The organism is Chryseobacterium hagamense, assembly GCF_007991455.1.
GTDB lineage: Bacteria > Bacteroidota > Bacteroidia > Flavobacteriales > Weeksellaceae > Chryseobacterium > Chryseobacterium hagamense.
Genome location: NZ_BJYJ01000019.1, coordinates 1 through 20,575 on the forward strand (window position 1 = coordinate 1; position 20,575 = coordinate 20,575).

Consider the following 20,575-nt stretch of genomic DNA (forward strand, 5'->3'; position numbering starts at 1 on the left):
TGCCGTGGCTTACCTGATCGCCTGGAGCGTGATGAAAGCACTGGTGCCGAAATATAAAGAGATTAAATAAAAACAACTACAAATTAAACCTTCAAGGTTTTTAAAACCTTGAAGGTCTGGATATATTAAGAAAGATGGAACATCAGACAAAACAGAAACTAAACCGCGAAACAGGCGGACATAATACCAGACTACCCATTAAAATCATACAGTTCGGCGGAGGGAACTTCATGCGCGGATTTACCGATTACATCATTGATAAGATGAATAAGGAAGCCGGTTTCAATGCAGGAATCGTAAATGTACAGCCAACCCCCAACGGTTCTGTTCATAAACTGGAATCGCAGGACAACCTCTATACGCTTTTTACCAGAGGTATAAAAAAAGGGGAACTTATTGATGAAAAGCAGATTATTTCCGCCATTCAGAAGTCGGTAAACCCTTACACCGGTTATGATGAATTCCTGGCATTGGCGAGAGAAGAAGAACTGGAATTCATATTTTCGAATACGACCGAAACAGGAATCGCTTACGATGAAGCTGAAACTTCCTTTCAGGGTCCGCACCGGAATTTTCCTGCGAAACTGACGGTTCTGCTGTACGAAAGGTTCAGTTATTTCAATGGGGCTGCCGATAAAGGGGTGAGGATTATTCCGTGTGAACTGATCGAAGACAATGCTTTTGCTTTAAGGGATATTATCATCAGATATGCCCGGCTCTGGAATTTAGATGAAGAGTTCGTGCAATGGATTCTTCAGTATAATTATTTTCATAATACGCTCGTAGACCGGATTGTTCCGGGATATCCCAAAGATGACGCTCCGTCCTATGAAGACCGGCTGGATTACGGGGATCCGATGATGGTGGTTTCAGAGGCTTTCCTGTTATTTGTTATTCAGGATGCGGGAAATTTAAATGATCATATTCCTTTCCATAAGATCAACGAACAGATCCTGGTGGTGGATGACATCCGGCCGTACCGGTTGAGAAAAGTCAGAATCCTGAACGGCGGTCATACACTGATGCTGGCTCCGGCCGTTTTAGCGGGGCAGGGGACGGTAAAAGAAGCGATGGATCATCCGTTTACCGGTAGATTTTTAAATGATGCGGTCTTTAATGAGATCAATCCCACTTTAGGCCCGGATGAAAATGATCTGAAAGAATTTGCGGAAGAAGTATTTGACCGGTTCAGGAATCCTTTCATCAAACATCATCTGGCAAGCATTGCTCTGTATTTTGTTTCCAAATTCAAAGTAAGGGTGCTGCCAAGCCTGTTGCAATATGTTGAAATAAATAATAGACTGCCGTTAAACCTGACTTTTTCCCTGGCCTGCCTGATCCGGTTTTATCAGGGAAGCTTCGGGGATAAATCCTTACCTTTAAATGATGAAGAGGCGATCATCATACGATTCAGGGAAATCTGGGCAAATGAGGAATATCCTGCCGTTGCAGAACTGGCCCTGAGTGAAAAAAGCTTCTGGGATACCGACCTTACCCGGGTAGAAGGCCTGAAAGAAGCAGTTGCAAAAGCGTTGTACGAAATCGATCACCACGACATGGAAACGGCTTATAAAAATTTCATCCAATCTTATTCTTAGACATCATGCAGAAGAACGTACTGAAAGTAAATCCCAAAGACAATGTGATCGTAGCATTGCTCGACCTTCCTGCCGGAGAATCAGTTCATCTTGACGGGTCGGATTATACCGTGCTGAAAGACACCAAAGCCAAACATAAATTTGCGGCGGTGGATTTTAACGAAGGCGATCAAATTATCATGTACGGCGTTATCGTAGGAAAAGCCAACCGTTTCATCGCAAAAGGAGAGGTGATTACCACTGAAAATGTAAAGCACCAGAGCGCCAAAGTGGAAGGGAAAACCGGTACACAGGACTGGACTCCCCCGGACATTACTAAATGGAAAGACCGTACATTTATGGGCTATCACCGCGAAGACGGACAGGTGGGAACCGAAAACGTATGGCTGTTTTTCCCATTAGTATTCTGTGAAAATAAAAATATAGAGACTTTAAAAAATATTTTTGAAAAAGAACTGCTGCACGATAAGGCGAGCAGGCATCAATTGTTACTAAGGTCATTGCTGAACGGCGGATCGGGAACCGATCTTGCCGTAGAAGAAGAGGAACCGGATACCCGGATCTTTAAAAATATCGACGCCCGTTTCATTACCCACCAAGGCGGCTGCGGCGGGATCCGCCAGGATGCCGAGGCATTGGGAAGGCTGTTTGCCGGGTATGTCAACAACCCGAATGTGGCAGGAGCTACCGTCCTCAGCTTAGGCTGCCAGAATCTTCAGGTTCAGATTTTTATGGATGCGCTTCATACGCTTGCACCCGGTAATAAAAAACCGATCGTGGTGTACGAACAGCAGAAGTCGGGAACCATCGATGAAATGCTGACCGGCGTCATTAGAGATTCCTACGAAGGCATTAAAAAGGCCAACGAAACGCAAAGAAAACCGGCCTCCATTACGAAATTAAATATCGGGCTGGAATGCGGCGGTTCCGACGGTTTCTCCGGGATCTCCGCAAACCCTGTATTGGGCGAAGTTTCCGATATTATGGCTGCCATAGGCGGAACCACGATGCTTGCCGAGTTCCCTGAACTCTGCGGTGTGGAGCAGGAGCTGGTCAATCGTTGCGTACATGAGGAAGACGGCGTAAAATTCCTGAAGCTGATGAAAGATTTTGAAAATTCCGTGGTGGCGGCAGGATCGGGATTTGATATGAATCCATCACCCGGAAACATCAAGGACGGGCTGATTACCGATGCGATGAAGTCCGCAGGGGCTTCCAAGAAAGGAGGGTCGGCGCCGATCGTTGAAGTGCTGGATTTTACGGAATATGCGACGAAACCCGGGCTGAACCTGCTCTGCACACCCGGGAATGATGCCGAATGTACCACGGCTTTGGTAGGATCGGGGGCAACCGTCGTCCTGTTTACAACCGGCCTCGGAACTCCGATGGGCAATCCGATAGCTCCGGTAGTGAAGATTTCTTCCAATACCGCCCTGGCGGAAAAAATGCCTGACATTATCGATTTCAATGCCGGAACGGTTATCAGCGGGGAGAAGACCATCCCCGAAACGGCAGAAGAGCTCCTGGAGTTCATCATCCAAGTAGCGAGCGGTGAAGCAAAAACCAAAGCCGGCCTGCTGAACCAGCATGATTTCATTCCATGGAGAAGAGGGGTCAGCTTATAATTTGAATTTATAATTATATAAATATTAGGGTTGAAAATGCTTCCTCTTCCGGGAGGAGCATTTTCTTTTTTATTAAAAGTACTATCTAAATTTTACTATTTCACCTGAATCCGGATTTTTACTTAAATCCAATTCAATAAAAATTTTAAACCCCATTCATCATAAATGTCTGCATTTCCTTTTCCGTAGACAGAATTTGATTAAATTTACGTCTGTATTATTTCCTCCTGTAGAGGCCCAATTACCACCTGTATGAATAAAAAAAATGCCACCATCTATGATATTTCAAAGAAGCTTAACATCAGCGTGGCGACGGTTTCACGAGCGTTGAACGACCATCCCAGAATCAGTGTGGCAACCAAAGAGCTGGTGGCAAAGACAGCCAAGGAAATGAACTATAAGCAGAACAACCTGGCCAAGGCTTTAAAAAGCGGGGAGACGAAAAATGTCGGGATCATTGTTCCTTATGTCAATACCAATTTCTTTTCCTCCGTGATCCGGGGAATCGAAGAGGAGCTCTCTCCTTTCGGTTACCATGTGATCATCTGCCAGAGCCATGAGGAGGTGAATATTGAAAGGGGCCACCTGAATACCCTGATGAATGCCCAGGTTGACGGTGTTTTTATGTCGGTTTCGAGGACCACCGTCGATACGGAACACATCCGGAGCATCCTCGATACCAGCAATACCCCGATTATCTTTTTCGACCGTAAAAAAGACATTCCCGGAATCAGCACGGTGACCATCGACGATTACCGGGGCGGTTACATTGCCACGGAACACCTCATCAGAGAAGGCTGTAAAAACATCTGTCATTTTTCCGGAGACCTTAATCTTGAGATTTACCGTAACCGTCTGAATGGTTATAAGCAGGCTTTGGCCGACCATGGTTTCCAGGTGAAAGAGGAAAACATCATCCCGACGGGAAGCTCCATTGAAGCAGGGGTGGAGGCCATTAAGAAGCTCTGGGACCGGAAATCGATTCCGGATGCCATTTTTTCGGCCAGTGATTTTGCTGCGTTGGGCGCTTGCCAGGAACTGAAGAAAAAGAAAATCAGGATTCCGCAGGAAGTCGCGGTGATCGGGTTTTCCAACGAGCCTTTTACCCAGTTTATGGAGCTGCCGATCAGTTCCGTCGATCAGACGCCGGTAATGATGGGAAAAATGGCGGGCCAGGTATTCCTGGAAAATATAAAGGAAAACAGTTCGGGAATTTCAATCGAAAAAAAGGTGGTTCTTACGCCTCAGCTGCACATCAGGAAATCATCCAAACGGAAATAATTTCTGTTGAATTACGCAACGGTGCGAAGATTGTGGAGAAGGCAGCATTTAAATGCGCAAAGAATCTGACGCTGTCAAATTTTCGTACCGCTGATACTAAACAATGAAATTTACTATTCTTAAAATCAACGGTATTCAATTTTATCCAAGATAAAATCCTTGCGCCTTTCACGTAAAACTTTTAAGATCCTCTTTCGCCTTTGCGTTTCCCAAGATACACCGCCCTGCAAGATTAACTATTCACCATTCACTTGCGAAGCAAAATTCACCATTCACCTATTCGTTTTGATCAACAAACGGTAAATGGCCAGGAATCCCGGGATCATGGGAAGCACTGCGGTCCACATTCCGGGAAAATAGTAATGCCCCGTGGTGCGGAAATAAAAGTTCGGCATCTGCGGAATCCGGGTGCCTTCGATAGACGCCGTCAGCGGATGCGGATCATGGGGAAGCAGTTCCGGAGCGATTAACGGGAAAATGAAATGGGTAAATTCGGCGACGCCCGGACCGATGAAGATGAACCAGGCCACAAATCCGGCTATCGGGATTTTATAATAGAGTCCTAACGAAGTAAGGGTGTAGATCACCGGCCCGATCAGTGCAAATACCATCAGAAAGCTTCTTTCGCTCCACGGAATACCAAAGAGCCTGCTCATGGCCGGCGCAAACCCCATCACGTATTCTTCAACAATATGGATCTGTAGACCGGCGACGGTAAGGATAAAAAGCGGAAGGATGATCCGGGGTTCCACAGGGTTTCGTAAATAGGTCAGCGACCAGCAGATCAGGCCGGCCAGTGCCGAACCGCCTACGATGACAACGGGAGCAAGCCCAATGGCAAGATACCCCGTGACCGGAGCAACGACGGTAAAAGTACAGGCTGCGAGAAAGCTGAGTTTCTGTGGTAAGGATAACGGGTTTTTCATAACGGATGGATTTGATCCGAAGGTACACCGGTTGTCCAGACCGGCATTTATCAAATGATAAAAACTACTTCATGGCCCGGATCCTGCTTAAGGAAACCTGGGTAATTCCCAGATAGGAAGCCAGGTCGGCGAGGCTGATCCGCTGCAGCAGCGGTCCCTGCTCTTTCAGGAATTTCCGGTATGCGATCACGGCTTTTTCCTCCAGTGTACTGCCGATCCGGTCCATCATATTGACTGCCGCCAGAGAAAGGAGCTTCCGATAAAAGGTTTCGATGGAATGATACCGGCTGCAGAGCAGTTCCAGATCATTATGATTGAGACAGGTGACCGTCGTATCTTCCAGGGCTTCCACGGAATAGGCGGAAGGCTGCTGAAGAACGAAACTGTCGAGAACCGTAAACATGCTGCTTTCGGAGAAAAACCGCATGATGAACTCACGGGTATCGGTATAAAAGAAGGTTTTCACCAGGCCGCTGTCTACAAAATAAATCCGCTTACAGATCTGGCCGGTTTCCAGGATCAATTCGCCTTTCCGGTATTTCTTCTCATAAAGTTTTGAGTTTAAAAGAGCTATTGCTTCACTTTCAGGCAGGGAAAGCAAAGAAACAAAACTTAAAAAATCCGCTGCACCGGAAAACCCGTTACCGATCATGACAGCAAGTTACGAAAACAACAGGTTTTCCGGAAAAAAGTTTTAATATAACGTAAATTCGATAATATTCATTTTGTTTTCAATCACTTAACAAGACAAAAAGAAAAATACAAGACTTTGGTTTAGTAAAAAAATAGGTTGATATTCAAAACTCTACAGACCTTAACCTAGGTGCTTCCAGCATCCAGCGCCCCTCTTCCGGCATTTTAGTACAGTTGGTACTTCAAGTTCATGTTAATATAAAAAATGATTATTAAAAGAAAATAAATCAGCTCAAACTTTTTTTCTGATGTATTTGCTCTGAAGATTTTTTATATTCTGCAGGGCGGCATCGGAGAACCTAAATGGCTTTCCCTTATCTTTCCGGGCTGCCTTGTCATAGATCAGGAAAAATGCGAAAGGATCATCCAAAGATTGTAAAAGTTCACCTTTGAAGCCGTTTTTCTCTATATAATGGGCCATATAAGTTCCCGGAACATGGCCGCCGGAATACGGTGTCCCTTTAAAAAAGTCTCTAACCTTAAGGTCTTTCCAGGTCTCGGGATTTTTCTGTAACAGGGAATCCATATGGGGAAGGAGCTTCTTGCCTTCGTCGAAAAATTCCTGAAAGTATCTCTGTTCCGGAAGCAGGAGCGCGGCCTTCTCCGTCATATACTTTTTATCCACCATATCTGCGGAACCCTCGTTTAATACGCGGTACATGGCCATTACCGGACTGTCATCCTGAGGGGCAACATCAAAGGTCGGCTGGGGCCGGAGCATGTGGTGAAGTTCATGGCCGCCCAGGGCCCCCATCCGGTTCTGGTCATTTTTATAGGCGCAGAGAAGCGTATAGATAATCATGTCCTTCTGGGCATGCGCATCGTTGTGGACCGGGATGATGGCTACTTTGAGACCGGGCAGTTTCTGATGTGCTTTTTTCGGTAATGCGGAATAGGCATACCTGTAGGAGATATCAAAATAGGATCTGGAATCTTTATCGATCTTCTGAAGATATTCTTTCATGCCGTCCTCATTGATTTTGTACTGATTGATCATATACGTCAGCCAGTAGGCGCTTGGGTCTTCCAGTCTTTTCTTCAGGATGGCCGCATTTTTCGGCATATAGACAATCTGCATGCTTTTGCGGTAAGACTCAAAATAGTTCTCGTCTACACCCTGATCGGCCATATAATCCTGTATGGCTTTATCGGACAGGAAATTTTTCCATTCGGCCCTGCTCAGGCTGTCTCCTTTTTTGAGCCTTGCGGTAATTTCGAAGTATTTGTAGCAGGTAGCATCCTCAAAGGTCTGCGCGAAAAGGGATGAAGATACCGTTATCAGGACAGCGGTCAGCATAAAGGTGAGCAGATGGAACGATTTCGTCCGTAGATGTATCATGTATTCTTATTTATCCGGTAAATATAATCAAAATGAGCAGTAACCCGGCAGGAATATAAAAAAGAGGATTAGTGCTCTGAAAGACAGGCTGCCTTCCGGATTCCCGATAATCGGTACACCTTTTGGTTATCCTTAGACAAGATATTGTATCCATCCTTTCATTCGGTTATTTACCATTAAAAATAATCGGAAAAAAAGGAAATCAATTCAAACCAATCACAATCATTCACAAAAAATAAGACAATGAAAAAAGCATCACTGGAAACCATTGCAGAGAACATGAAAGATCTGGACTTCTGCATGATGATTACAAAGGACGAAAAACAGGTTCCGCACTCCAGGCCCATGAGCAACAACGGAAAGGTGGAATACGACGGCGATTCCTGGTTCTTCACGTATGAAGACAGCAACAAAGTCAGGCAGATTAAAAATGACAATACCGTCAGCCTAATCTATCAGACCGACGATATGCTGTTTATCGACTGCTACGGGACAGCGTCAGTGGTAACCGACAAAAAAACGTTAGAAGAAAAGTGGGTTGACGGCCTGGAACAATGGTTTCCGGAAGGTATTGATACGCCGGGAATCTGCCTGCTGAAAGTAAGTGCCGAACGGGTAACCTTCTGGCATAAGGAAGAAGAAGGGGAGTACACTGCATAAATTGAGTTTGGGTTGGTAGAAGGAAGTTTTTTCTTCCAGGATTACCAATCAATTGATCGTTAAATCAAAATGATGAAAACCCAAAGAAAAGAATAGCAGGCGATTTGCCCTGAAAGGGCTTTACAATCACAGCCCCGGGTGGAAACCCGAGGTCTTAAGAAAGCATATCCCAAAACACCGGAGTGATCTTCGGTGTTTTATTTTAACGCAGAGCTTATTGTACGGTATGGATAATATAAGGAGGCAAAGACAGGATCAGCAGGCTGATCTGATGAAGCCTACGCATGACCCGTCCGCTTAATCAGCGGTTTGCCGCTTTACTTTGCTCCCTTAAATTATGCGGAAAGAATCATTAAACTTTGCGTTAAATTAACGTGAACTTGAAGTAGAAACCCGGATAAAAGGCTGGAAAAGGGATGATGGATGCCGGAAGTTTCTTCTTTCAAAAAATGGGATCAATGTCCTGATGATCAAATTACATCTTTAATCATCATGCCAAAAGTTATTCTATTTAATATCCCGACTGAATTATCCTTAATTCCGTTTGAATTAATTAAATATCTGAATTCCATTGTTTTATTTCTTCAGAATATAGAAGTTTACAGGATTGACCGTTTAATTTTTAATGATTAAAAGTTTCTCCCTCAAGCGGTAAGACAAATGAAAATACGGAACCTTTATCCTGCGCACTTTCAACATCAATGTGGCCGTGATGAAGCTCGATGATTTCCTTACACAGGTAGAGCCCGATCCCGAAACCGGTAATTGAGGTACTTTGGGCATCGTTGACGCGGTAATACCGTTCGAAGATCCGTTGTTGGTCTTCCATCGGGATGCCTTTTCCCTTATCCTGTACCCTGATTTTGATGCGGTTGTTGTCTATGATAAAATATTCTACAGTCACCACGGTTCCCATTTCGGAATATTTCACCGCATTCCCGATCAGGTTGTGGATCACCTGGGAAATCTTTTCGCGGTCGGCCGATAGCCATACGGAGCCGCAGGTTATAAATGTAAACGGATGGGTATGGATCACGGAAAGCACCTCGTCTTCAATTTCCGAAAACAACTGCGCGAAATCGAAAGCTGTTTTTTCAAGGTGCATCTGCCCGGAATCGAGCCGGGAGACATTCAGGAAGCCGTTGATCATGGCGGCCATATGATCCACCTGCTTCAAAGATTTTTCCAGGGTGTTCTGCTGTAAAACGTGTTCCGCTTTTACGGCCATGCGCTGCAGAACCTGAATGTAGGCCTTCAGGGACGTGATCGGGGTCTTCAGCTCGTGGCTCACCATCCCCATGAAATCGTCTTTCCGCTCTTCCTCTTTTTTCTGTTCCGTGATATCCCTCAGGGTGCCGTTGAGGCTTAAAGGATTGCCCTTCGTATCGTAGAACACCCTGCCGCGGGCCTGAAGCAGTCTGACCTGATGGTCTGTTTTATTCTGAATCTTGTACTCGATGAAATAATGGCCGTCGGAATCTGCGCTCAGGCTACGGATAATGGCGGTGGCTACCCGTTCCCGGTCTTCCGGGACAATCACATCCAGCGCCACCGACAGATCCAGGTTTTCGGTGGAAGAGAGGCCGAACCAGTTTTTCAGCAGAGTATTCCCGGAGAACAGGTTGGTTGCCGGCTGGTAATAGAAAGTCGCCAGATCTCCCGCATCGATGGCCAGTGCAAGCATCTGCTGGTCATTTCCATGTTTGCGTCTTTCCAGAACCTGCTGGGTGATTTCTTCCAGGATGATCAGCACCCCGGAAATCTCCCCGCTTCCTGAAAAGATCGGCTGGTAGACGGAGTTGACGATAGCCTCTCTCAGACCGTTGTTGTGGCGTAACCTCACCACAAATTCATTGTTGGTTTTCGGGATCCCGGTTTCGTAAACTTCCCTGAGCCATCCGTTCACCGGCTGCCCGCGCAGTTCGGGACGTACGTCCTCATGGGGTTGGCCGAGTACTTCCTGTTCCGTGCGCCCCCAGATTTGCAGGATCGCCGGATTGGCAATTTCAATGAGGTGATCGGGGCCTTTCAGCATGGCAATTCCCACGGGTGCCTGCTCGATGATGGCACGGACATATTCTTTGCTCTGGGCGAGCTGCTGGATGGAATGGCTGAGCTCTTCATTGGTGAAGGTCAGCTCTTCAAGGGTAGCGGCCATTTCTTCGTTCAGGGCCTGTTCCCGTTCTTCCTTTTCACGGATCTGCTGGAGGAATTCACGGCGTGAAGTCACGTTCAGGGCGGTATTCAGGATGCACCAGGTTTTTTGGTTTTCATCCAGCAGGGCCCGGTATTCGTAATCGAAATAATCCAGCGTTTCCCTGCCGTTCTTGATCAGCTTGGCCGGAGCCTCCGATACCGAATAGGTTTCCCCGGAACGCCAGACCTGCTGCAGCAACCCCAGAAAAGGCTGTCCTTCCAGTTCCGGCAAGGCCTCCATCAGTGGTTTGCCGATCACGGAAGCATCTTTTCCCCAAAGTTCAAGCATGCCCTTGTTGGCAAAACGGATGATGATTCCTTCCCCTGAATACAGGGCGGTGGGTGCAGGAGAACAGGCCAGTGCCTGAATCAATAGGTCGGAATTAAAATTATTTTCGAAAGAACGGTCTGCAGTACTCATAAAATTGAACAATAATAGGCAGAAGCAATTTTGTTGCCATATCATGAAAAAGTCTTATTTATTGATCTGCAAATCAATTTAGATAGATACCAATCATTACTTTCAAAAACTTAATTCCCAGCTATTTACTCCTGAACTTTCTGGTACAATCTTAAAAATACATATTCTGAGGAATCTATAATACCATGAATTCGAGGTACAAACCGTAAATAAAGGCTGGAACAGGGAAGCCGGATGCCGGAAGTTTCTCTTGTCAGACCCAGCATCAAAGATCCTGATCATCAAACTGAAAGCTTATCGCTTTATGAGAGGAGTTTTATTCAATCCTGAATAACCGGCCTTTTTTTAATAGGGACGGATTTCTTTTGTTTAAAGTCCTGAAAGGATGGCTTAGCAAAGGATAGGATAAAATCCTGTCAGAAGCATAAACCGTGTATTTGTTCCCGCAAGATGAGGATGATTTAAAATCCCGGCTGAATCAGTCTTATTTTTATTTTTTAATTAAATAATATACTGAATATGAAGTTGATATGGTTAAATTCACATGATGATATGTTCTCTGAGAAATGAAAGCTACTCTAATATTTTAGCCATAAACTGACCCTTACCAGCAGTATCAGGACAGGAACTTCAACCAAAGGCCCGATTACTCCTGCAAGTGCCTGTTGAGAGTGAATTCCAAACATGGCAATCGCAACTGCAATGGCCAATTCAAAATTATTGCCTGTTGCTGTAAATGCGATCGAAGCATTTTTATCATAAGGAATATTAATTGATTTGTTGATTAAGAAGCTGACAAAGAACATCAGGACAAAATAGATGATCAGCGGTACCGCTATTTTCAGGACGTCTGACGGCAATTCTAAAATTTTATCACCTTTAAGACTGAACATCAGTACAATCGTAAATAAAAGTGCATATAAAGTCAGCGGAGATATTTTGGGAATGAACTTCCTGTTGTACCATTCCGCACCTTTTGATTTAATTAAAAAATAACGGCCTAAAAAACCTGTGATAAATGGAATTCCCAAATAAGTCAAAACACTTTTGGTAACCGCTGTCATCGATACGCTTACATTGAATTCAGGCAGGCCTAATTTTACCGGTAGGACATCGATAAAAAGCCAAATCATGAAACTGTAACCCAGGACCTGAAATATACTGTTCAGGGCTACCAACAATGCACCGTACTCACGATTGCCTTTTGCCAGATCATTCCATACAAGCACCATGGCAATACATCTGGCTAAACCGATAAGGATTAAACCAATCATATAATTCGGTTCATTTTTCAGGAAAATGATTGCTAAGGTGAACATTAAAACCGGCCCGACGATCCAGTTCAGTACTAACGAAATTCCAATTGCTTTTCTATCCTGAAAAACTTCAGGCAGCAATGAATAATCAACCTTTGCTAAAGGCGGGTACATCATAATAATTAAGCCGATTGCCAATGGAATATTTGTAGTTCCTATTGATAAGGCACTGGTAAGACCGGAAATATCAGGAAAGAAATATCCTAAACCTACACCTGTAAACATAGCTAAAAATATCCACAGCGTCAGGTATCGATCTAAAAATTTCAATTTTGTCTGCATTATTTTTATTTAATCTCTACTTATTTTTTTATCTGTGAAAAAACATAAAACATTTCAGCACCAATCTGCAAGCTTCTTTCATTGTAAACCTTTGTCTGTCCGGAAGTGTTATCCGAAACTTTAGGGTCTTCAAAAGTAATGGGAATCCGTTTATTTGCGCCTGCAATAAAAGGACATCCGCCGTCCGCCTGAGAACAGGTCATAATTGCAGCAAACCCGTGAGTAGGATTAAATGAACTGTCATATCTTTTAGAAAAACCGATAATCGGATGTTTATCTTCATCATACTTGATAGCATAGACAGGATTTTCCCCATCAGAAATTTTATGAATGAAAAGTCCCTGTTCCTGTAAAGTCTCCACAACTTTGGGAGACATTGCCGTTTCTTCGGTTCCTCCGGAATAACAGGTTACCTTCGGAATATTGTAATACGTACTTGCAACCTGCGCCCAGACTTGTGACAAATGGCTTCTTCTTGAATTATGGGTGCAAATAAAATTAATGGTTATTTCCTTTTCTTCTTCCCGTCTTTCCCGGATAAAATGAACCAGAGGTGCTAAAATGATTTTTCTATCTTCGCTGATTTCCTGATTTTTCAGTAAATCTATTGTTTGTAATAGTTTGGGATACATCGTCTTATTTAAATTTAACAGCATCCGGAATCCGGAGTACAGCAAGAGGTTTGATTATTGGAAAGTTCAGATAAACTTACTTTTTGTTTTTCCGATGGAATTCCGCAGGCATCCTGAACTAAGCATGCTGTTGTTTTATTTTTAAGAACAAAGTTTTTCCCGTTAAATTCCAGATCAAATCTGCCTATGGTGGTATTTTGATATTCCACTTCGATTTCATCATCTTCAATACCCAGCTTTTCTTCTGACAGCTTAATAATGTTTAGAAGTTTTGCAGGTTTTAAACGGTGTTCAAAATCATCGGCATTCCATAGTTGAAAGCTTACTGCTTTTTCATTTCTTACAGTTCCGCCACAATCGATAAAATGCTTTGTTACCGTTCCTACTTCGGTTACATGGAAGTGTTCAGGAACAAATGTTCCATTTTCTAATTGAAATTCAACATGATCCAACGTTCGTAGGATTTCCTTAATTTCAGATAGTTTCATAAATTCTTTATTTATTGGTTAAATGCAATATTGCGATATATTTAAGTAAAAAAATGCCTCAACAGCATTTCTGATGGGTCGTCTTCAGGATTATATTTGAAAAATAGTCTTTCAGTATTCCGAAAGTATTTTCATCAATACAGTAGCACATCGCCGTTCCTTCAATATTTCCTTTAATCAGACCCGCGGTCTTCAGTTCTTTTAAATGTTGGGAAACGGTTGCTTGGGCTAATGGTAATTCATTGACAATATCACCACAGATACAGGCATTTACTTTAAGCAGATACTCAATAATAGCAATTCTTGCCGGATGTCCTAATGCTTTCGCTATGACAGCAATTTTATTTTGTTGATCTGAAAAATGGTCAGTTTTAGTCAAACCCATATTTAGAGAATTAGTATATCGCAATATTACGATTAAATTCCCAATGAAAAAATTATTTTGCCTGAAAATAAATTCCTGATGGATTACTTACTTTTATTAAGACTTACTATCAATTTTAAAATCAAAAAGATCTTTGGGATGGATGTCTAAGCCTTTGGTGAGTTCAAGTATAGTAGAGATCTGAATGTTTCTTTGACCTTTTTCAATTTTACTTATATCGCTGTAATCAATATCACACAATTGTGCCAGTTGCCTAAGACTTAAGCCTTTTTCTTTTCTTAATGTTTTTATTTGATTTCCAAACAGTTCGAGAAATTTCATCCGATCGATGTGCATCATTAGATAGTATATAAAATGCAATTTCAGGAGAAACAAAAAATATTTTGTGGGTAATTGTTCCCACTTTTAAATTTTTTTATTATATTTGAAAAGTAAAAAAGACACAATAAAAAAGAAGGAGTAGGCTTTTAAATAAGCCATGTAATCAATGGTAATACAAATTCCGGCTGTGTTCTGTAAGAATTTACAGCTCCCGAAAAATAAAGGCCTAAAAAAACAAAATGACGAAAAAGAAAAAATTAGATTCAGAAAAAGATTCAGGTTCGTAAAAGGACTTATTTAAACAATGGATCATCAAAAAATTCCTGCAGGGAAATTTTTACGAGCGTACAAAACTTTTGAATGGTGTAGATGGTAACACCTCTTTCGCTTTCAAAGCTTTCCCATCGGTTGACCTGTTGTCTGTCGATCTCATGAAGTTTGGCAAACTCGCTTTGACTCAGACCTGTAGATTTTCTCAGATTGATTAATCTCTGAGTAATCATATTTCTCAATTCTATATCGTCTTTATTAAGCTTGCTCATAAGACAATTTTAGAATATTTAATAAAAAATATTGTAATCCATTTGGTTTACAATCTTCTTTTTGTATATATTTGACAAGAATAACTGAATAAGTTAAATATCAAAAACCAAATCATGAAAAGAATACATCAAAAAAAACAGAATTTACGTAAAACTGTTTACTGATCAAGTTCAGAATAATATTCTTCAAAATCAAAAGCAATATCGAAAAGTTCCTTGGGATGAATTCTCAGGCCGGTAGCGATTTCAAGTAAAGTGCTCAGCTGACAGTCGATTTTATTGTTGGCCACATCACTGATCCTGGCTGAGGTGACATTGCATTTTTCGGCAATTTTTGAGTAAGGGATATCACCTTTTGCTGCTTTAATTTTTTCAGCGATTAACCTCTTGATTTCTTCCGTCTTAAATTCATTCATAATTGCACGTTTCATGCAATTTGATATTTAATTAAAAAAATATCGTTACCGAATTCGGTAATTAATGAAAATTATTATTACATTTGCATCCGAAGTCACAACAAAACAATCAATCAATTCAAAAATTCCGTATAACGGAAAATTAAAAGGCCTAAAAAACAAAATGATGAAAAAGAAAAATTTAGATCTGGAAGCCCGGTTTTGGGCCGGCAGCGAGATGCATTCGGGGGTGAAACTTTTGGAAACCTTTTTCCAGTTCAACGATCCGGCAACCGCCCGGGAAATGCTCAATAAGATTGTGATCTCCGCCGTAAAAAAGAAATCCGTACCGGCTCAGGATGCGGCGGCGGTTTTCCATTTTTACCTGGCCCTGCGGTCTTTTATCCGCGCGTGTTTTCTCATCAGCTGGAAAAGAAACAGATGGACGGTTGATGCATCTCCTGGAAACAGTTTGCTCATAAAAACGGGAAATCTTTCAGCCGAAGAATACCGGGATCCGGTACGGATACTACGGAAGGCTTTCAAAGCTTACCGCAGAAAAGAATACGAAGCGTTTCTTTCGTCGGCTGCTTATTTTTCCCTTTCAGATTTGGGATGCAAAGAGGAGCAAAAGATGGTCGGGCCGTATATTCATCTGGTTAAAATGCTGGAGGCTGGCTATCTGATTGTGGAAAGGGAAGTGCAGAAGCAGAAGTGACCGCAGTAAGGAATAGCGTGTTTTTTTTAATTATTATATGACACGTTTTGTCGCTGCTCTCATTTATTGCCCGAATTGTAACAGACGATTACTTAATGTGAATTCGATGATATCATTTAGTATAAAACACACTTAAAGAATTCCGACTTAAAACAGAATAGCCATTACAACGAATACCTTTGATACTTAACTGCCGTCTGTTCGGATAGATTTTGAAAAAATCGTATCGGGAAGTTGCTGAACTACAAACCAGAGGTCCTGCTTTACACGTTTTCGATACATTTTTTTCCGCTACGCTGCAAAAAACACTCGAACTGACGTTATCTAACAACATTTTATTGTTATAAATCAATCTAATCTTGCAAATTAGATTGAAACTCCTTTCAAAACCTAGCTGAAGGCTGGATTTTTTTTATCTTTAAAGAAGAAAATTGATATTTCAGGTAAAATAATTGAAAGTTAGATGAATAAAAAGATCTGTAATCGTTTTTGCTTATTGTTAAGTATCGGTTTTTTATTGAACAGTTGCTCACTTTATAAAGAGAAGATCCTGAAAGCAGAAAAAGAAATCAGTTTTGATTTCCCAAAAATATCCGAAATAAAGAAAAAGGAAATTTCTGAAAAATCAAAAGACATATCTTTAGGGTATTTTTGGGGAGTAAGCGAGGGTATTTATCCTTACTTTCCCAACCATACATTTGAAAATCCCATTTCTTATGAAAGGCCTGCTAATATTTTTGTTCTAAAAGTTGATTATTTCTTTGATAAAAAGGGGATGGTTAAACTTATGCTTTATGAGTGGAACCCTAACGAAAAAACAGAAACTCCGGAAGATATTTTTAAGGATAAATTCGAAGAGATCAAGAATTTTCTATCAGAAAAAATAGGTAAGCCGACCTATGTGAATTATGAAGATCCGGAAAAATCCAGGGAAGAAACATTAAGAGATGATGTGGAATGGAAAAGTGAAAACTTAAATGCTTATCTTTTTCGTTTCAAAGGGAAAGGAGGTTTTGATCAGATCAGGCTTGCTTTATATAAAGATTGAATGATTATGCTGTAATTAGACAGTATCATAATATTAGAGGGCATATTAAAACTCTCTATTATTTCTCTTAATTTCTGAATTAAAATAAACTTTGTTTATTCTTCACTTTAATACAATAATATAATGAATCAAGTAAACATCAATTAGCATCAATAAATTGATTTGTCATGCTAAATATCTTAAATTCTTAATGTTAAAAAAGGAAAAGTGACGTTTAAACAGGATCTTAGCGATTCAATCAAAGGTTTTAATTCATTAAAGTTTATATATTAAATCCTGATTTATCGAATTATAATTAAAAATTTATATCCATGTATTCCTACTGTTTCCAATCCGAACAGTAATTTTAAAATCCCGTTCCGGACATCTCCTGATCCATAAGTAGTCAGATCCGGAACATCTTATAAGTACTTTTACGGAATGATCCGATTGGTAGCTAATACTGAATACTACCTGCCGTATTCTTCGTTATTTTGAGTCAGTAAAATGGTCAGTTTTTAAGAATCGTATTTGCTTAAAATCACTATTTGGTGAATAAATCAACCCGTTTTTCTATGCTTAATTCAAATTAAAAACCATTATAACATGTCTCAAATTAAAAAAGTCATCATCCATCCGGCCATAGGCGTTGCAAGGGTGGGAAACAGCCCGGAGGAATATTTCCTGATTCCGGAGCAGATCAACGAACCCATTACCGATTCCGGGAATTTCCGCGACAGCCAGGGGCGTATCAAACGCCAGGCAGCCCGGTTCCGTCTTTTCGGGGCCGATGAAAACGGTAAGATCATCCGGGAACTGACCGCGGAAGACGGCGACATCACCTGGACCGTCCACGTAGCCAACAAAAAAGCAGCCTGGTACGATTTCGACCTGGCCCTGGATATTCCGCAGGCCAGAGGCGTTTATAAGAAGGAAGGATATCCTGCCGTGAAAAGTACGTTGCGGAATTCTACCATAACCGATGACCTTAGAAAAAGACTAATCATCGACGGCGGAAAAATAGAAATTTCAGGAACGAATACAAATGCCGACGGTAAAGACCGTCAGTTTGCATTCGATAAAGGAACTTTTTACTCCCCGGACTCCAATGATAAGCTGGTGTATCTGGGGGAAGTGCGTACCGATGAAGAAGGCCGTCTTCTTTTCCTGGGTGGACGCGGGCTCTCTGCTTCCTACGCCAATCTTCCCGCAACTACTTTTGCCAATAACGAGACCTGGCATGACGATACTTCGGACGGGCCCGTGGATGCGAAAATCAGGCTGAAAACAGGAGAAGTGCTGGAAGCTGCCGGCGCATGGGTACTTACGGCACCGCCGGACTATTCCCCGGGCGTGCAGGCTTTTGTAACCGGCTACGACCTGCTGGCGCAGACGGCTGCCGATATGGGCAAATCCGTACTGCCGGAGACACCGGAATTCTGGGAACATATTTACCCGATGCTGGAGCGGATGCCGCTGAACGGCTGGGTGAATGCAGGCATCTTCAAGCAGAACGGATGGGGAAGTCCGGGCAACCTGTCGACACCTGAAATGATTGCCAGGCTGTCCGATGCTTCCGACCGCTTTTTTGAATTGCGCCAGGCGATTTTCCGCCAGTTCCGGAACCCGGATTATGCAACCATGCAGGCCGAGCTTTTCCCGCCGGTGTACGGGGACGGGCTACAGGGTTTCGTGAAAACGGACACCGATCCGCGAAATTTTATGGCCGTACTGCCGTTCCAGTACGAATATATGCGGCAGTGGGCCAACGGCAATTTTACCCTGGGAAATAAACCAGAAACCAAAAAATGGAAAGACCTTTCCCCCGAAGAGCAGGCCGCCCGGCTGGACCGTACGGCGCTTGATGAAACCATCGGCGGGCCCTTCCACCCGGGATGCGAATTTACCTGGCCGATGCGACAGCCGATCCTGTATGCCGAACCTTTCCGCATCAAGCGCAGGCTGGATGACCCGCTGACCTTCGGGCCGGTTCTGGATTCCGAAAATGTTTTGGCGCCGGGCGGACCGCTGGACGGTTCGGCAGCCGGTGATATCACCAAATGGATGGCGGTGCCGTGGCAGACCGATACGTCAAGCTGCCTGAGCGGTTACGTGCCGATCATGGGCCAGTATGTGCCGACCTTCTGGCCGGTGCGGGTGCCGAATGACGTGATGACTGAAGCCGATTATGAAATCATGATGGATCAGTCAGCGAGCCTTGAAGAAAAGAATGAGGCTTTCGGCAACCGCGTGAAGTGGCTGCGGGGCATCGTTTACGAATACGGGTACCCATCGAAAAAAGTGAGCCCTTATACCAAAGGCATCAACGAATTTATTACGAAATGGCCGGACGTCGGTATTCTCATTCAGAAAGAAGGAAACGGCGATGCCAATTTCCCGGATAAGATGTGGGTGGAAAACGGACGGACGATAGGTGAGAAGCGGGAAACGGAATCATTCATGAAGGCTGCATCCCATCAGGCACCTGCTGAAGAAGACCCTGGTTATCTGTGGATGATAAACCGCGCCGAGAAAAGAAGAAGAGGGGAATGATTGATGTACTGATCATCGGCAACGGTCCGGCCGGGCTGGCTTCGGCCATCACTTTGCGTCAGCAGGGCGCATCGGTGATGGTCGTGCACCGGCCGGCAGATACCCATAAATTCCGGGCAGGGGAAAGCCTCGCAGCCTCTGCCCGGAATTCTCTGACGGAACTGGACGTATGGGAAGAATTTCTGGACGACCGCCATGAGCCCTGCTACGGAAATGCTTCCTGCTGGGGAGACGACCGGCTGTACTTCAACGATTTTATCCAGTCGCCATCCGGGCTGGGCTGGTACGTCGGCCGTCCGGCTTTTGAATCGATGCTGACACGGAAAGCATCAGCTGCAGGAGTTCCGTTTCATGAAACGGACCGCTCTTTCAGGCTTCACCGGAAAGATGACCTCTGGGAATATGCCGGAGACCGGTTAAAAATAAGTGCAGCAATGGTGATCGATGCCAGCGGCAGAAACAGCTGGCTGAGCCGGCAGCTCAGGATCAGGCGCATCCGCAGGGACGAACAGGCAGCCGTCATCAGCATCCTTGCCGCCACAGATCCGTTGGATAACCGGCAAAGCCTGATTGAGGCAGTTTCGGATGGCTGGTGGTATGCTTCGGATATCGGCGAAGGAAAAGTAGCCCGGATCTTTTTTACGGATCCCGATCTGCATGACCGCAAATCCTGGCTGGATCCCCTTTATTGGCAGAACAAAAGCCTGCAGACCAAATTCATCCGGCACCGCGTACCCGTAAACCGATATACGGAAATCGTACCGTTGCAGTATACTTCTGCAGGAAGCCACCACCTGGAACATTACGCCGGGGAAGGCTGGCTGGCGGCAGGGGATGCGGCCTGTTCGCTGGATCCGCTGTCATCACATGGTATTGCTTTTGCCCTGCGCAGCGGTATTGATGCAGCGATGGCCGCAAAGGATCGTCTGGAAGGAATTTCATCTGCCGGCAATGATTATCATGAAAAAATTGAGCTGGCTTTCCGGTTATACAATGAACAACGGACCGGATTCTATCAGCGGGAAACCCGTTGGAAGGACGAACCTTTTTGGATAAGAAGGCATGAGGAACAGATGATGGAAATTGGTAAAACGCAGAGGCAAAATTAACAGGCTTGAAGAGGGATGCCGGATGTTTTCATTGTTAATATGACCCGTTTTAAACCTCTGTACCAACT

19 protein-coding genes are annotated in these 20,575 nt (G+C 43.5%); 8 read left to right on the forward strand and 11 right to left on the reverse strand.

The genetic code is table 11. From position 1 onward, the window contains the following. Positions 1 to 134: 134 nt before the first annotated feature. From CHA01nite_RS14655 to CHA01nite_RS14665, 3 genes are all read left to right on the forward strand, one after another. Positions 135 to 1,598, forward strand: coding sequence for a tagaturonate reductase (locus tag CHA01nite_RS14655; protein ID WP_146942659.1), 1,464 nt, complete (start codon positions 135 to 137; stop codon positions 1,596 to 1,598). Positions 1,599 to 1,603: 5 nt separating this feature from the next. After that, entirely contained in the window at positions 1,604 to 3,223 is a 1,620-nt protein-coding gene (locus tag CHA01nite_RS14660) for a UxaA family hydrolase (protein ID WP_146942661.1), read from the forward strand. 252 nt (positions 3,224 to 3,475) lie between these two features. Beyond that, on the forward strand, positions 3,476 to 4,504 hold the full coding sequence (locus tag CHA01nite_RS14665; RefSeq protein WP_146942663.1) for a LacI family DNA-binding transcriptional regulator: 1,029 nt from the start codon (positions 3,476 to 3,478) through the stop codon (positions 4,502 to 4,504). Between the two features lie 272 nt (positions 4,505 to 4,776). Here CHA01nite_RS14665 and CHA01nite_RS14670 read toward each other — a convergent pair whose 3' ends face one another. The 3 genes from CHA01nite_RS14670 to CHA01nite_RS14680 form a co-directional block, all read right to left on the reverse strand. Beyond that, positions 4,777 to 5,430, reverse strand: a complete 654-nt coding sequence (locus CHA01nite_RS14670) for a hypothetical protein (RefSeq protein WP_146942665.1) — start codon at positions 5,428 to 5,430, stop codon at positions 4,777 to 4,779. Positions 5,431 to 5,494: 64 nt separating this feature from the next. After that, positions 5,495 to 6,082, reverse strand: a complete 588-nt coding sequence (locus CHA01nite_RS14675; RefSeq protein WP_146942667.1) for a Crp/Fnr family transcriptional regulator — start codon at positions 6,080 to 6,082, stop codon at positions 5,495 to 5,497. Between the two features lie 273 nt (positions 6,083 to 6,355). Further along, a complete protein-coding gene (locus CHA01nite_RS14680) occupies positions 6,356 to 7,462 on the reverse strand; it encodes a DUF5700 domain-containing putative Zn-dependent protease (protein ID WP_146942669.1) in 1,107 nt (368 codons plus the stop codon). Between the two features lie 243 nt (positions 7,463 to 7,705). Between CHA01nite_RS14680 and CHA01nite_RS14685 the strand changes: the two genes are divergently transcribed. Next, positions 7,706 to 8,122, forward strand: a complete 417-nt coding sequence (locus tag CHA01nite_RS14685) for a pyridoxamine 5'-phosphate oxidase family protein (protein ID WP_146942672.1) — start codon at positions 7,706 to 7,708, stop codon at positions 8,120 to 8,122. 622 nt (positions 8,123 to 8,744) lie between these two features. Here the strand turns inward: CHA01nite_RS14685 and CHA01nite_RS14690 are convergent. From CHA01nite_RS14690 to CHA01nite_RS14725, 8 genes are all read right to left on the reverse strand, one after another. Then, positions 8,745 to 10,739, reverse strand: a complete 1,995-nt coding sequence (locus CHA01nite_RS14690; RefSeq protein ID WP_170234743.1) for a PAS domain-containing sensor histidine kinase — start codon at positions 10,737 to 10,739, stop codon at positions 8,745 to 8,747. Between the two features lie 578 nt (positions 10,740 to 11,317). After that, on the reverse strand, positions 11,318 to 12,337 hold the full coding sequence (gene arsB / locus CHA01nite_RS14695; protein WP_146942676.1) for an ACR3 family arsenite efflux transporter: 1,020 nt from the start codon (positions 12,335 to 12,337) through the stop codon (positions 11,318 to 11,320). Positions 12,338 to 12,357: 20 nt separating this feature from the next. Beyond that, positions 12,358 to 12,969: an arsenate-mycothiol transferase ArsC gene (locus CHA01nite_RS14700; RefSeq protein WP_146942678.1), complete on the reverse strand. Its 612-nt coding sequence runs from the start codon at positions 12,967 to 12,969 to the stop codon at positions 12,358 to 12,360. Between the two features lie 14 nt (positions 12,970 to 12,983). Next, positions 12,984 to 13,457 (reverse strand): DUF6428 family protein, encoded by a 474-nt coding sequence (locus tag CHA01nite_RS14705; protein WP_146942680.1) that lies wholly within the window; start codon positions 13,455 to 13,457, stop codon positions 12,984 to 12,986. 58 nt (positions 13,458 to 13,515) lie between these two features. Then, complete coding sequence (locus CHA01nite_RS14710; protein ID WP_146942682.1) at positions 13,516 to 13,842, reverse strand: ArsR/SmtB family transcription factor; 327 nt, start codon at positions 13,840 to 13,842, stop codon at positions 13,516 to 13,518. A 96-nt stretch (positions 13,843 to 13,938) separates the two neighbouring features. After that, the gene (locus CHA01nite_RS14715) at positions 13,939 to 14,163 is read right to left on the reverse strand and encodes a helix-turn-helix domain-containing protein (protein WP_228458424.1); all 225 of its coding nucleotides are present in this window, start codon (positions 14,161 to 14,163) and stop codon (positions 13,939 to 13,941) included. A 293-nt stretch (positions 14,164 to 14,456) separates the two neighbouring features. Further along, positions 14,457 to 14,705: a helix-turn-helix transcriptional regulator gene (locus tag CHA01nite_RS14720; RefSeq protein ID WP_146942684.1), complete on the reverse strand. Its 249-nt coding sequence runs from the start codon at positions 14,703 to 14,705 to the stop codon at positions 14,457 to 14,459. A gap of 158 nt (positions 14,706 to 14,863) precedes the next feature. Next, complete coding sequence (locus CHA01nite_RS14725; RefSeq protein WP_146942686.1) at positions 14,864 to 15,136, reverse strand: hypothetical protein; 273 nt, start codon at positions 15,134 to 15,136, stop codon at positions 14,864 to 14,866. A gap of 151 nt (positions 15,137 to 15,287) precedes the next feature. On the opposite strand from CHA01nite_RS14725, the gene CHA01nite_RS14730 reads away from it, so the two are divergent. The 4 genes from CHA01nite_RS14730 to CHA01nite_RS14745 all read left to right on the forward strand — a co-directional run bounded on the left by CHA01nite_RS14730 (position 15,288) and on the right by CHA01nite_RS14745 (position 20,507). Further along, complete coding sequence (locus tag CHA01nite_RS14730) at positions 15,288 to 15,818, forward strand: hypothetical protein (protein ID WP_146942688.1); 531 nt, start codon at positions 15,288 to 15,290, stop codon at positions 15,816 to 15,818. Positions 15,819 to 16,281: 463 nt separating this feature from the next. Further along, the gene (locus CHA01nite_RS14735) at positions 16,282 to 16,866 is read left to right on the forward strand and encodes a hypothetical protein (RefSeq protein WP_146942690.1); all 585 of its coding nucleotides are present in this window, start codon (positions 16,282 to 16,284) and stop codon (positions 16,864 to 16,866) included. A gap of 585 nt (positions 16,867 to 17,451) precedes the next feature. After that, the gene (locus CHA01nite_RS14740; RefSeq protein WP_146942692.1) at positions 17,452 to 19,398 is read left to right on the forward strand and encodes a LodA/GoxA family CTQ-dependent oxidase; all 1,947 of its coding nucleotides are present in this window, start codon (positions 17,452 to 17,454) and stop codon (positions 19,396 to 19,398) included. Further along, positions 19,395 to 20,507 carry an FAD-dependent monooxygenase gene (locus tag CHA01nite_RS14745; RefSeq protein ID WP_146942694.1) on the forward strand — a complete coding sequence of 371 codons (1,113 nt, stop codon included), beginning with the start codon at positions 19,395 to 19,397 and terminating at the stop codon, positions 20,505 to 20,507. The genes CHA01nite_RS14740 and CHA01nite_RS14745 overlap by 4 nt, the downstream gene beginning before the upstream one ends. Positions 20,508 to 20,575 lie beyond the last annotated feature (68 nt).

Bases quoted from the DNA above. Each gene is read 5' to 3' on its own strand.
- arsB (WP_146942676.1), bottom strand. From the start codon at position 12,337: ATGCAGACAAAATTGAAATTTTTAGATCGATACCTGACGCTGTGGATA.
- CHA01nite_RS14710 (WP_146942682.1), bottom strand. From the start codon at position 13,842: ATGGGTTTGACTAAAACTGACCATTTTTCAGATCAACAAAATAAAATT.
- CHA01nite_RS14675 (WP_146942667.1), bottom strand. From the start codon at position 6,082: ATGATCGGTAACGGGTTTTCCGGTGCAGCGGATTTTTTAAGTTTTGTT.
- CHA01nite_RS14680 (WP_146942669.1), bottom strand. From the start codon at position 7,462: ATGATACATCTACGGACGAAATCGTTCCATCTGCTCACCTTTATGCTG.
- CHA01nite_RS14720 (WP_146942684.1), bottom strand. From the start codon at position 14,705: ATGAGCAAGCTTAATAAAGACGATATAGAATTGAGAAATATGATTACT.
- CHA01nite_RS14705 (WP_146942680.1), bottom strand. From the start codon at position 13,457: ATGAAACTATCTGAAATTAAGGAAATCCTACGAACGTTGGATCATGTT.
- CHA01nite_RS14730 (WP_146942688.1), top strand. From the start codon at position 15,288: ATGAAAAAGAAAAATTTAGATCTGGAAGCCCGGTTTTGGGCCGGCAGC.
- CHA01nite_RS14740 (WP_146942692.1), top strand. From the start codon at position 17,452: ATGTCTCAAATTAAAAAAGTCATCATCCATCCGGCCATAGGCGTTGCA.
- CHA01nite_RS14670 (WP_146942665.1), bottom strand. From the start codon at position 5,430: ATGAAAAACCCGTTATCCTTACCACAGAAACTCAGCTTTCTCGCAGCC.
- CHA01nite_RS14715 (WP_228458424.1), bottom strand. From the start codon at position 14,163: ATGAAATTTCTCGAACTGTTTGGAAATCAAATAAAAACATTAAGAAAA.
- CHA01nite_RS14700 (WP_146942678.1), bottom strand. From the start codon at position 12,969: ATGTATCCCAAACTATTACAAACAATAGATTTACTGAAAAATCAGGAA.
- CHA01nite_RS14665 (WP_146942663.1), top strand. From the start codon at position 3,476: ATGAATAAAAAAAATGCCACCATCTATGATATTTCAAAGAAGCTTAAC.
- CHA01nite_RS14660 (WP_146942661.1), top strand. From the start codon at position 1,604: ATGCAGAAGAACGTACTGAAAGTAAATCCCAAAGACAATGTGATCGTA.
- CHA01nite_RS14745 (WP_146942694.1), top strand. From the start codon at position 19,395: ATGATTGATGTACTGATCATCGGCAACGGTCCGGCCGGGCTGGCTTCG.
- CHA01nite_RS14735 (WP_146942690.1), top strand. From the start codon at position 16,282: ATGAATAAAAAGATCTGTAATCGTTTTTGCTTATTGTTAAGTATCGGT.
- CHA01nite_RS14725 (WP_146942686.1), bottom strand. From the start codon at position 15,136: ATGAAACGTGCAATTATGAATGAATTTAAGACGGAAGAAATCAAGAGG.
- CHA01nite_RS14655 (WP_146942659.1), top strand. From the start codon at position 135: ATGGAACATCAGACAAAACAGAAACTAAACCGCGAAACAGGCGGACAT.
- CHA01nite_RS14685 (WP_146942672.1), top strand. From the start codon at position 7,706: ATGAAAAAAGCATCACTGGAAACCATTGCAGAGAACATGAAAGATCTG.
- CHA01nite_RS14690 (WP_170234743.1), bottom strand. From the start codon at position 10,739: ATGAGTACTGCAGACCGTTCTTTCGAAAATAATTTTAATTCCGACCTA.